At 60.8% G+C, this 11,731-nt stretch carries 9 protein-coding genes; all 9 read right to left on the bottom strand.

Annotation, left to right across the window (positions count from 1 at the left end):
- The coding region (locus ACEW8N_RS20580) for a DUF134 domain-containing protein (protein WP_373501747.1) at nt 1-479 on the bottom strand (479 nt) is incomplete at its 3' end.
- A gap of 421 nt (nt 480-900) precedes the next feature.
- Nucleotides 901-1,086, bottom strand: a complete 186-nt coding sequence (locus tag ACEW8N_RS20575) for a hypothetical protein (protein ID WP_373501746.1) — start codon at nt 1,084-1,086, stop codon at nt 901-903.
- A gap of 56 nt (nt 1,087-1,142) precedes the next feature.
- Nucleotides 1,143-2,099, bottom strand: coding sequence for a universal stress protein (locus tag ACEW8N_RS20570; RefSeq protein ID WP_373501745.1), 957 nt, complete (start codon nt 2,097-2,099; stop codon nt 1,143-1,145).
- Nucleotides 2,100-2,594: 495 nt separating this feature from the next.
- A complete protein-coding gene (locus tag ACEW8N_RS20565) occupies nt 2,595-4,214 on the bottom strand; it encodes a long-chain-fatty-acid--CoA ligase (protein ID WP_373501744.1) in 1,620 nt (539 codons plus the stop codon).
- Nucleotides 4,215-4,629: 415 nt separating this feature from the next.
- A complete protein-coding gene (locus ACEW8N_RS20560; protein ID WP_373501743.1) occupies nt 4,630-4,863 on the bottom strand; it encodes a DsrE family protein in 234 nt (77 codons plus the stop codon).
- A gap of 153 nt (nt 4,864-5,016) precedes the next feature.
- Nucleotides 5,017-7,479 (bottom strand): PocR ligand-binding domain-containing protein, encoded by a 2,463-nt coding sequence (locus ACEW8N_RS20555; RefSeq protein WP_373501742.1) that lies wholly within the window; start codon nt 7,477-7,479, stop codon nt 5,017-5,019.
- 292 nt (nt 7,480-7,771) lie between these two features.
- Entirely contained in the window at nt 7,772-8,470 is a 699-nt protein-coding gene (locus ACEW8N_RS20550; protein WP_373501741.1) for a response regulator, read from the bottom strand.
- On the bottom strand, nt 8,467-10,674 hold the full coding sequence (locus tag ACEW8N_RS20545; protein WP_373501740.1) for a cache domain-containing protein: 2,208 nt from the start codon (nt 10,672-10,674) through the stop codon (nt 8,467-8,469). The genes ACEW8N_RS20550 and ACEW8N_RS20545 overlap by 4 nt, the downstream gene beginning before the upstream one ends.
- A gap of 452 nt (nt 10,675-11,126) precedes the next feature.
- The coding region (locus ACEW8N_RS20540; protein WP_373501739.1) for an SDR family oxidoreductase at nt 11,127-11,731 on the bottom strand (605 nt) is incomplete at its 5' end.

Here is an 11,731-nt window from a genome sequence, read left to right as displayed (position 1 = left end):
CCGTCCGGGCCGCTGCCGGCCCCTGCGCAAGGGCCCCGGCCTTTTCCGCCGCAGCCGCCTCTTCCTCTGCCCGAAGGCCCTTGCCCGTCTGGTCCTTTTCCATCACCTTTCGGCATGATCTCGCCTCCTTTGGGTAAACCTGCATCCGGGAGGCCTCGGCCGCCGTGCCTTCGCATGCGCCTGCCGCGGCCCCCCCGGAGCTGATAATTGCCGCCCTCGACCCGGAGCACTTTTCCGGTGACCAGCGCGTGGGCTACGATCGCGCGGGCCTCGGCCAGAATCCTGCCGTAGGTCTGCCGAGACACGCCCATCAGGTTTGCCGCCCCATCCTGGTCCATCCCTTCGTGATCGCTCAGCCGAAGGGCTTCCATGCCTTCCACGGACAGTGTCGCCTCGCCTGTGGGGGGCGTCTCCCAGGGCCCGAAAGTGCACACTTGTGGATCTTCAGACACAAATCTGGGTTTTACGGGTCTCGGCATGGCGATCAACTCCTGTTATGGTCGTTTGATAAAAATATAGGCCCGTCCCGGCGGCGTGTCAATGAAAATAATGATCAAATGACAGAAATAAATTATAGCGAAACTCGAGAAATATTTATACGATGGAAAACGATGGGTTGACGCTTTGTGCGGGATGCGGATGATCTTTCAGGGGGATTTTCTCCCCCGCCCCAATGGCGGAGGAGAGAGAAGAAGAAGAATAGAAGGCGCCCAAGGAAAGGACAAGGGCAAAACGACCCTAACAGGTCCGTATGGAGAACACAATCGGTAAAAATACCCATTTTTATATAGGTACAAGTACCTATGCCCGGAGATAACTATCTATAACTTATATAAAGTTGCAAAAAATCGATTGTCCGGCATGTGTTTTATTTTTGAACATCGGCAACCGGTCGCCGGATCAGAGCACGTTTCCCATCAGCGTGCGTTCGAGGGTTTCGCCGATGCCGTCGGGAGCGGCCTTGATTTTTTCCATGCACATCGAGCACAGATAGATGAAGTTTTCAGACCGATAGATGATTCCTTCGGGATCTTTCAGGCCGCAGAGGTCGCACTGGGCATTTTCGTCCGTCAATTTTTCATACATGTCGATCACCTCTCGAAGAAACGGTTAAAGCGATAGCGAGTTCCGTGCGGGCCGAATCAACTGACCACCCAGACAACCGCCTTGCCCGCCAGTTGAACGACTTTGTTGGTAACGCGCCCCATGTGGAAGTCGCCGACCCTCGAATGGCCTTTCCGTCCGATGACGATGGTGCCGTAGCCGCCGGTCATGGCCTGGGCGATGATCGTGCCGCTGCGCGTGGCGACGCCGGAGACGATTTTGGTGGTGATTCGGACGGGATCGATGCCCGCGGCCTGGAGGGCCACGACGGCCTTCTCAAACGCCGCGCGAACGGTATGGGCCTCGCGGGATTCATCCGGCCATGCCGCGCCGTCAGGGGGCTTGAAAAAATAGGCATCCGGACCGGGGAGCCTGAAATCAAAACCGCGGATCACCTGGAAGAGCGTGATCGGGACGTCGGATCCCGACATCATCCTGCCAACGTATTTCACCGCCTGCAGCGCGTTTTCAGAGCCGTCTGTGGCAACGAGGATCTTGGCGGCATCCGTCGCGCAGCTGCCGACCAGCCACAGGGGAACATCCGTCAGGCTCGCGATGAGCTTCGCGGCGACGCTCCCGATAACCAGTCTCGTGATGGGATTCATTCCCTGCCGGCCTGCAACCACGGCGTCATACCCCGACTGCGCCTCCCGGATGATGTCCCTTGCGATGCCGGTCTCCTTTTCCCGGATTTTGAGGATTACCGCATCGGGTGGAAATCCCCGGTCCAGAAAAACCTGCCGCGAATTTTCCATGAATTCCCCGATGGCCTTTTTCTGCTGGTTCTCCCATTCCTCCAAGCCGGTCTCTTTGGGATCCATGAAAAGACTTTCTTCAATATCCCGGAACCGTTCGGGCCTTCCGGAATAGACGCTGAACAGGACCAGCGACGTGTCATGCCGCGGCAGCATATGACTGAGGTAGTTCACGGCATCAAAGGAATGGCTGGAGCCATCCAGCGCGACCAGGATCTTTTTTCGATTCGAATTCATCATCCAAACAGCCTCCCTTCAGGTGGGTAATCGTTAGCTTCTCGATGACGTCCCGGGGTCCCCGCCGCATGCCCGAAACCCCGGTTCATGCCTCCCCTCTGCGGTCGCAGGGTGTCGGACCTCTCCGTCGAATGGGCGGGACCTCCAAGAATAAAGGCGAATGGGGAAAGCATATCCCTTTTTCAAGGCATTTAGAAGGGATATTTTTCGAAAATAGCGGCGAAGCGAGGGCAAAACCGGCAGCGCCGACGCACATCAGAAAAAGCGCTGCCGCAGCTCAGATCGGAGGGGGGCACATCGGGGGATCGAACAGGAGGGGCCATGAAGGGGTGAGCGGCGGTCCGCCCTGTCCGCGGGCAATAGGGGCTTCCGGCGGACAGGGCTTCCGATTCAACTGGGGATTGCGCATGAAGGCCGGCCGTCCGCAGCCCTGGCCGCGGCGCCGTCCATGGTGAGGGGGGAGGGGAACTTCATGTCCATCCGCCCCTCAAGGGCAATCTAGTTCACCCGCCGTTTTCTGCCCTGCCATTCCACATCCCGCAGGACGTATTTCTGGATCTTTCCCGTGGAGGTCTTGGGGAGCTCCCTGAACTCCACGGCCTTGGGGGCCTTGAAATGAGCCAGGTTATTCCGGCAGAAGGCGATGATTTCCTCGGCCGTGACCGCGCTTCCGGGCTTGGGGGTGACAAAGGCCTTGGGCACCTCGCCCCATTTCGGGTCCGGCATGGGGATGACCGCCACCTCGAGCACTTCGGGATGACGGTAGATCACGTTTTCCACCTCCACCGTCGAGATGTTCTCGCCGCCGCTGATGATGATGTCCTTCTTTCGGTCCATGATCTGGATGTAGTTGTCCGGGTGCATCACGGCCAGGTCCCCGCTGTGGAACCAGCCGCCCCGGAACGCCTCCTCGGTGGCCTCGGGATCTTTATAATATCCGGTCATGACGATGTTACCTCTCATAACGATTTCGCCGATGGTCTCTCCGTCCCGGGGCACGGGCGCCATGGTTTCGGGGTCGACCACGTCCAGGTGCTGGGCCACGATATAAGGCACGCCCTGGCGGGACTGGTACCTGGCCCGGTCCGCCGTTTTCATGTCTTTCCATTCCGACTGCCAGGCGCAGACGCTGTAGGGGCCGTATACCTCGGTCAGGCCGTAGACGTGGGTGACGGAGGCGCCGATGGCCTCCATCTGCTCGATGATGGTCGGCGACGGCGGCGCGCCGCCGGTGGTGATCTTGAGCGGGCGCTTCATCCAGATGTCCTTGGCGCCGGGAAAGTTGGCCATGCCGATCAGGACGATGGGCGCCCCGCACATGTGGGAGACGTTTTCGGTCTCGATCAGCCGGAAGATCTCCTCGGGCACCACCTTGCGGAGGCAGACATGGGTGGCCCCCACGGCCGTGACGGCCCAGGGAAAGCACCAGCCGTTGCAGTGGAACATGGGGAGGGTCCACAGGTAGACCGATTCGGAATCCAGCCCGACTTCGAGCCCGTCGCCCACGGAATTGAGGTAGGCGCCCCGGTGGTGGTACATGACCCCCTTGGGTTTGCCGGTGGTGCCGCTGGTGTAGTTGATGGTGGCCACGTCCCGTTCATCCAGCACCGTGCAGGGGATCGGTTCGGCCGACCCGGTTTGCAAAAACGCCTCGTATTCCATGCCGTCCAGGGGCATCACGTCGCTGATGTCGCATATATTGATCAGCCGTTCCACCTGGGGGAGTTCGTTTACTATCGGCGTGACCAGCCCGGCGAATTCATTGTCCACGAAAAGGACCTTGGCGTCGGAGTGGTTGAGGATATAGGCGATCTCGGGAGTGGAAAGGCGGAAGTTGACGCTCACCAGGGCCGCCCCGATCATCGGAACGGCAAAATGGGCCTCTAACATGTGCGGCGTATTGGGGCAGATGAAGGCAACCTTGTCGCCCCGGCCGATGCCGGCCTTCATGAGCGCGCTGGCCAGGCGGTTGACCCGTCCGTAGAATTCCCCGTAGGTATAGCGGGTGTTTCCGTGGACCACGGCGGTTTTGCCGGGATAGACGGTCGCGCTCCGGCTGATGAAGCTCACGGGGGTCAGGATATCGTAATTCACGCTGTTGACGGTGTTTTCGGGCATGGCGGCTTCTCCTTGGTCGGCATTGGATGAAAGGTTCATCCCCAACATGGCTCCACGGCGGGGGCGGTATGAATGGGGGCGGTTGTGACGGGGGAACCCTACAGAAGCCGAAGGAATCGGTCAATCCGGGAAGAACTGAAAATGCCGTGGGTCCGTGTCCCCGGCGGGTGTAGGGAAATCCCCTACCGCTGGCGCGCGGGGCGGCGGGAACGGCATGGCGCCGCCCGGTCGCGGGCCGCACCGCGTATGTCAGGCCGGCATGACATACGCGGTGCGGTTGGATGAAACGGGGATTGGATCAGAAGGTGAACACCTTTGCATCAACGGCGAGATCGATGAGATGCGGACCGCCGTCCAGGATCATGTTGGGGAAGAAATTCTTCTCGTCAACCTGACGAGCCTTGGCGCAGGGAATTCAGACGCCGATGGGGATTTCGTTTTCCACCAGGTAGGGCAGGTAATCGTCGGGGCAGTCCCCCGTCACGGTCTTGCGGGAGAGATCACGGGTCCTGTCGGCCCAGGTCACGCCGGCATCGATGAAAAAGAGGTTGACCGTATGCCCTTTTCCGTGGGCGATCTTGGCAAATTGAAAACAGCGGGTCGCCTTTTCGTTGTCGTCCTGGCCCAACGTAAACAGAAAGTTGGCCATGCGTATTCTCCTTTCGGTGTGGGATGATCGGGATTGTTGACGTCTATAATATGATATGGGATATCATGCAATATGTTTTTTCAATGGGAGGCAGCTCGTCTATTAATGGGCTTCAAATGATGGGCCTCAAATCACCGAAGGTTGCGGCACGGTTCAAAGCCGGGGCGTTTTTTTCCGGATTGACGGTTTCGGTTCATCCAGGATTTTTCTCACCCGTGCGGAAAGCTCGGAGAGACTGAAGGGCTTCTGGATGAACCCCCTGCATCCCCGCCGCATGATGTCGTCGGCCTGGTCGTCAAGGGCATATCCGCTGGAGAGCATCACCGGGATATGGGGCTCTATCCTCCGGATCCAGTCGAAGGTTTTGATGCCGTCCATCTCCGGCATGATGAGGTCGAGGATCACCAGGTCGATGGCCTCGCCCGATGCCGCGACGACGGTGATCGCCTCCCGGCCGCTTTTGGCCGTCATCAGGCGGTAGCCCAGCTTTTCCAGCATGGCCTTCCCCACGTCGAGGATCATCTCCTCATCGTCCACCAACAGGATGGTCTCGGAGCCGCTCGCGAGCTTGCCGTCCATGTCGGGCTCGGGGCCGGCGGCTTTCTCCGAGATCGGCAGATAGAGATTGAAGGTGGTCCCCTGGCCGACCTCGCTGTAGACCGTGATGATCCCGCCGTGGTTCTTGATGATGCCGTAGGTCGAGGCCAGCCCCAGGCCCGTTCCGCGGCCCTTGTCCTTGGTGGTGAAAAACGGGTCGAAAATGCGCAGGCGCGTCGCCTCGTCCATGCCGGTGCCGGTATCCGAGACCGAAACCTTTGCATAGGTCCCCGGGACCGTCTGATGGGCTTTACAGTAGTCGTCGTCCAGGGGGACGACCCGCGTTTCGATGAAGAGATCTCCGCCTTCGGGCATGGCCTGCCATGCGTTGATGTAAAGATTGAGCAGAACCTGTTCGATCTGCCGCCGATCGACCTCCACCACCGGCGCCTGATTTTCGGTGCTGGTGTGGATGCGGATCTCCTTCTTGGTGCGGCCGAACATGGCCGCGCTGCGCGTCACCAGGGTGTTGATGTCGATGGGCTTGACCTCATACTTGCCGCCCCGTGCAAACCCGAGGAGCTGCTTGGTCAGGCCCGCCGCGCTTCGGATGTACTCCTCGATGGCGTGGATGTGCTCGGCAACGGGATGGGTGGCCCCAACCTCCAGGGACATCAGGGAGGCCCGCCCCTGGATGCCCATCAGGAGGTTGTTGAAATCGTGGGCGATGCCGCCGGCGAGGGTCCCGATGGATTCAAACTTCTGGGTTTGCCGGAGCTGCCGTTCCAGGCGCATTTTCTCGGTCAGGTCTTCATAGATGATAAACTGATCGCTGCTCCGCAAGGTGACCGGCCTGAAATGGATCTCTTTGCGGGTGCCGTCCCTGCAGGTCACCGTGAAGACCCTGGGCCGGACCTGCCCGATTCCGGCATGCTTCCGGTCTTCCATCCAGGTTCGAATGGCGTAGTGTCGTTCGTCTCTGTCCGGAAAGGCCTTTCTGAACCATGCGGCCCCCGTGGGGACGTCTTCGATCGCATACCCGAACATTTTGAAGAATTGTGGATTGACATACCGGTAGCGGCCTTCTTTACCGATCAGCGAAATCCCCAAAGGAGATTCTTCCACGAGGGTTTGAAACCGCTCCTTGCTTTCCCGCAGCGCTTCCTCGGCGCGAACGCGGTCGGTGATGTCGCGGCCGACGCCCACGATGGCGACGATCGTCTTGTTTTCGTCCAGGATGGCCGTGTCCTGCCAGCCGAACCACCGCCAGCCCGACCGGGTCATCGCCCGCTGTTCATGGTAGCCCGCATAGGGCGGATGGAAAAGTTTTTCCATTTCCCTTGCCGTCGATTCACGATCGTCTTCATGGACAAGGGGCATGAAGGTCTTGCCGATCAGCTCTTCTTCTGTTTTGCCAAATGTCCTGCAATAAGAAGGGCTGACGAACTGAAACCTTCCCGCCGTGTCGACCTTGACGACAAGATCCGTCTGGTTTTCGATGAGGAGGCGATATTCTTCTTCACGCGTCCGCATGGCCGCCATGGCCTCAAGCCTGCTCCGGCGCGCAAGCCCCATATCGACGATCAGTTGTGCGAATTTTGCCAGGAAAGAGAGGGCCGCCCGAAATTTTTTCTCGGTGAACACCGGGATTTTTCTGAAGGCGTCGATGTATGAGGATTCTTTGAACCCGAATTTTCGGGCCTGTTCTCTGAAGAATTGTTCCTTGGCATCGCCCGGCGGCGATAGAAAGATCTGACCTATGAACACATTCGCAACGTGGTCCTCTTCGATGAAGATGGGCGACGACGCATCGATAAGTCCGTGCGGGCAGGTGTAGATGGAAAAGGACTCGCCTTCTTCACTCGTGCGTCTGAGCTTTGTATCGCTTGCAATACATGCCTTCTTGGCCTCCGGATGCTTTCGGTGGAAGTCGGTGCAGATTTCCTGCCATCCCGACCCGGTCAGGATCTCGCCGTCCATGGTGATGATCGACGAAGGGATCGAAGCCGCGGCATAGAGTTCGTCGGTCAGTTCCTGTAGTTTGGGGATGTCGACCAGGTCTTTGAAATGATATTTCATGGCGTCCTTGAAAAAAACATGGGGAACATGTGCCGCGGCCGTTGCGAGCGGTCTTTGTGCGCGATCTTTGAGCGCGGTCTGGGCAAAGCCTGCGCCGGGGTCCGGGGGCCTCATCCGCCGCCGATGAAGGCGGGCCCCCGCGGTATCCGATGGGAATTAAGTTGCCGAAATATACTTGAAACAAGCAAAATCGGCAACATAAAGTTATACCCTGTCGATATTTTCGGGACCGGGCGGGTTTTCTGCCGGAGCAGGGGATTTTTCGAGCGGGATGGATGTCAGGATAAGGGGATCACTCCCGCTCCGTGCCTTTGGCGGGGTCGCCCGAAGAGGTCCAGTGCACCGCGCACTGGACCAGTTCGGTCGCGTGCTTGATGCGGAGCTTCTCCTTGATGCGCTCGCGGTAGGTGCCGATGGTCTTGACGCTGAGGTTGAGCGTGTGGGCGATCTCCTTGGTGGAGAGGCCCCGGCCGATGAGGCGGAAGACCTCCAGCTCCCGGTCGGTGAGGCGGTTTACCGCCATGGTTTTACCGTCGCCGGCCGGCTGGAACAGGCCGTTCATGATGCGGTCCTTGACCGTTTCGCTGGCGTAGATCCTGCCGGCCAGGACGAGTCGGACGGCGCCCACCACGGAATCCATGGCCTCCTGCTTCATGATGTAGCCCCGGGCCCCGGCCGCGAGGGCCCGCTCCGCGTACAGGGCCTCGCTGTGCATGGAGAGCATGAGCACGGGCAGTCCGGGGCATCGGTGCTGCAGCGCCTTGACCAGCTCGATGCCGTCGCCTTCCCGGAGGGAGATGTCGGCGATGACCAGGTCGGGCGAGAGCCTCTCGATGGCCGAAAGGGCGCCCGGAACCGTGTCGGCGTCGCCGCAGACGGCCAGGTCCGGCTCGTCGTTGATGAGTTCGGTCATGCCCAGGCGGAAGATCGGGTGGTCCTCGACGATAAAGATCCGCTTTCGGGCCGCGGTGCTCCGGATCGGCGTCGTCATGTGGGATTTCCTCTCTCAGCCGGGTTCCTGAGGGTGACGCGGACAGCGGTGCCGCCGCCTTCCGCCGGCCGGATCTCCAGGGCTGCGCCGATCAGCCCCGCCCGGTGGCGCATGATCCGGAGGCCCATGCCTTCCGCGTTCGGTTCGTCGGGCATGCCTGCGCCGTCGTCGGTGACGGTGAAGGCCGTCCCCGCTCCGCCGGCGGCGGCATCCACGCTGATCCGCCCCGCGCCGCTGTGCCTGGCGGCATTGTTGACCGCCTCCTGGATGATGTGGAAGAGGTGGGTCGCAAGGTCGGTGTCGCCCGGCCCCATGCTCCCGTTCACCGAAATCGCGCAGGGGATGCCGAATGCGATCCGGGTGTTCCGGGCCAGCTCCGCCAGGGCATGCTCCAGCCCGTGATCCACCAGGTAGACCGGGCAGAGGCCCCGCGCCAGGCGCCGGGATTTGTCAATGGCCTCCCGGAGGAACCCTTCGATCTGGCCGGTGGCGTCGGTTTCCGGGGAGCCGGCCTTTTCCAGGCGGCGTTTCATGACCCGCACCAGGGCTTCAATGCCGATCAGGTGGGGGCAGAGGTCGTCGTGGATGTCCTGCCCGATCTTCCGCCGCTCCCGGTCCCCGATGGTCATGATCTCCCGTTCGAGCCGGCGGGCCTCGGTGACGTCCTCGACCAGGGAGAGGATGCAGGGCTCGTCCCGGATGTCGATGATTTCGGCGGACAGGACCCCGGTGCGGATTTCGCCCGCGCGGGTCCGGAACGTGAACTCCCGCCGCCGGATCCGGTCGTTGTAGCGGAGGGCCGCCATGAGCGACAGCCGGTCCTCCTGGCGGGTGATCAGCCGGATGTCCCCGGCGGTCCTGCCGATGATCTCCGCCCGGGCATATCCCGTGGACCGGAGGAAGGCGTCGTTTGCGTCGATAAAGCGCCCGTTTCTGAGGGAGGTGAGGGTGATCCCGCTGGGGTTGAGCCGGAAGGCCTTGGAAAACATCTCCTCGGAGAGCTTCAGCGCCTCGGCCGTCCGCCGGTGGCGGGCGCTCTCCTCCCGGAGGCCGGCGTCGTAGGCCTCCATCTTCTCCATGAAGGTGTTGAAGTATGCCGAGAGCTGGCCGACCTCGTCGTTGGACCGCTTTTCGACCCGGGCCGAGAAATCGCCGGTGGCGCCCCGCGCGAAGCGGTTCATGAGGTCCTTGATGGGGCTCGTGATGGCCGAACTCAGGCGGAAGGTGACCGTCAGGACGAGGACGAGGGCCGCCAGGGTCCCGGCCAGCATCAGGTTCCTGAGGGTCTTGAGGGGCCTGTAGAACTCTTCCAGATATCCCGAGGATTCGACGATCCAGTCCAGCTCCGGAATGTAGTTGAACATGGCGAGCTTCTTCCTCGGGGCCGCCTCGCCCGGATTCTTCCACGAGTAAATGATCTTGCCGCTCCTGCGCCGGCAGACCTCGGCCACGAACCGCTTCCCCTCCGCATCGACCGTGTCGTAATAGTTCCGTCCCTCGATCTCGGGGTGGAGAATGATGTTGCCTTTGGAGTCGATGATGAAGGAATAGCCGGTCCGCCCGAACTTGATGGAAAGGATGCTCTCCCGGAAATCGGACACCGTCACCAGTTCCCGGAATTCGTCGCGGTAGGAGGTCGCGGAGATGATCCAGTCCCAGGGGGCGAAATAGGTCATGTAGAGGGCCTTGGGGCGGGCGCGCGCATCTTCGGGGTTCTTCCAGTCGTATTCGATGTACCCGGTCTTCCGGGAGGTCTGCTCCTGGATGAAAGCCCGGTCGGAGTAATTGACGCCGACGACGGCGGGCTTGGGATGGAGGACGCAGACGCCGCCGGAGTCGATGCAGTAGATGTATCCGGAACTGCCGATGGTCTGGCTCAGCAGCACCTCAGCGGCACGTTCCCGGGCCTCGGCCTCCGTCAGACGGCCCTCAAGGTGCTGCCCGTAAAAATAGGCCACGATCTCCAGGTTTTTCTCGGCTACGCCCCGGAGCCGGTTTTTGACGGAGACGGCGGCCCCGGTCTTGACCATGTTCAGGATGGTCTCGGTGGTGTTCGTCAGCTCGCTCTCGATGCGGGTCTCGATGGCCTTGCGCATCAGGGTGTAGCTGGCGAGGCTGGCGAGGGAAAAGGCCGTGATGAAGACCGCGGAGAAGCTGACGAGCAGCTTGTAGCGGATGGGAAGGTTGTTCATGAGGGGTCGCATGGCGGCGCTTTCCTGCGGCTCCCGGCGGCCCGCGCCCGGCCGATGCCGTGAATGTTGAGGCGGTATGGATGCAGCCCGACCAGCATGGGGAAGACTCCTTTCCAGGAAGAGGGATGATCCCCCATTTACCCCAGACCGCAATTTTTCTCAAACGGTTTTAGATGGTTCAGCCGGTCTTGACGATGACCGGGTTCGGTGCGGCAAGGCAGGCGACGGGGATGCGGGGGAGGGACGTGTTGCGTCAAAGGGTGAATGGGCAGGGTATGCAGCTTTTGACGCGCGTTGAAGACGAAATGAAAAAGTTGCCAGCGGTTCATCACATTGCCAGGCAATCCGGGATCTTCTGTTTGGAAATCTTTTCAGGGATGCGCCGGGTGGGCGCTTGTCCTGCCGGCTCTGCCTCGGACGTCACGCTGCCCACCCATTCATTTCATTGAGAAAAAAAGCCGCAACTACCCCTTGGATCCCAGCCGCAGCCCGCCGTGAATGAAATAGACATCCCCGGCCAGGGCTTCATTCTTGTAGATGTCGCCGACGAGCATGGCCACCTCCTCGGGCTCGACCAGGCGCCCGATGGGAACATCGGCGATAATCTTGTCGAGGGCCTTCTGGTTCATGTTCTTCACCATGTCGGTCCCCACGTAGCCGGGCGCAACGGCAACACACCGGATTTTGTCGGCAAGTCCCCGGCGGAAGAACTCGGCGGTGATGACTCTGGGCATGACGGACATGGCCGCCTTGGTGGACGAGTAGTTGATCTGGCCGGCGGTGCCCAGGGAGCCGGTGGAGGAGACGAGGCAGATCAGGCCGCGGCAGTTGTGGTTGATCATCCTCTCGGCGCATTCGCGCACGGTGAGAAACACGCCGGTCAGGTTGATGTCCACGACCAGCTTGAAATCGCCCAGGGCCATCTTCTTGGTGACCTTGCCGGTGTCGCGGTCCGGCGAGACCATCATCCCGTCCTTGATGACGCCGGCAAAAGGGGCCACGAGATTGATCTGCCCGAAGGTTTCGATGGCCGTGTCGGCCAGGCGGGCGCAGTCCTCTTCCTTGGTGA

The organism is Desulfococcus sp. (assembly GCF_041737845.1).
Lineage (GTDB): Bacteria > Desulfobacterota > Desulfobacteria > Desulfobacterales > Desulfococcaceae > Desulfococcus.
Note: the sequence above shows the minus strand (reverse complement) of the source record. Positions and strands in the feature narration are given on the sequence as shown.

Bases quoted from the DNA above. Each gene is read 5' to 3' on its own strand.
- ACEW8N_RS20550 (WP_373501741.1), bottom strand. From the start codon at position 8,470: ATGACGACGCCGATCCGGAGCACCGCGGCCCGAAAGCGGATCTTTATC.
- ACEW8N_RS20545 (WP_373501740.1), bottom strand. From the start codon at position 10,674: ATGCGACCCCTCATGAACAACCTTCCCATCCGCTACAAGCTGCTCGTC.
- ACEW8N_RS20555 (WP_373501742.1), bottom strand. From the start codon at position 7,479: ATGAAATATCATTTCAAAGACCTGGTCGACATCCCCAAACTACAGGAA.
- ACEW8N_RS20575 (WP_373501746.1), bottom strand. From the start codon at position 1,086: ATGTATGAAAAATTGACGGACGAAAATGCCCAGTGCGACCTCTGCGGC.
- ACEW8N_RS20560 (WP_373501743.1), bottom strand. From the start codon at position 4,863: ATGGCCAACTTTCTGTTTACGTTGGGCCAGGACGACAACGAAAAGGCG.
- ACEW8N_RS20570 (WP_373501745.1), bottom strand. From the start codon at position 2,099: ATGATGAATTCGAATCGAAAAAAGATCCTGGTCGCGCTGGATGGCTCC.
- ACEW8N_RS20565 (WP_373501744.1), bottom strand. From the start codon at position 4,214: ATGCCCGAAAACACCGTCAACAGCGTGAATTACGATATCCTGACCCCC.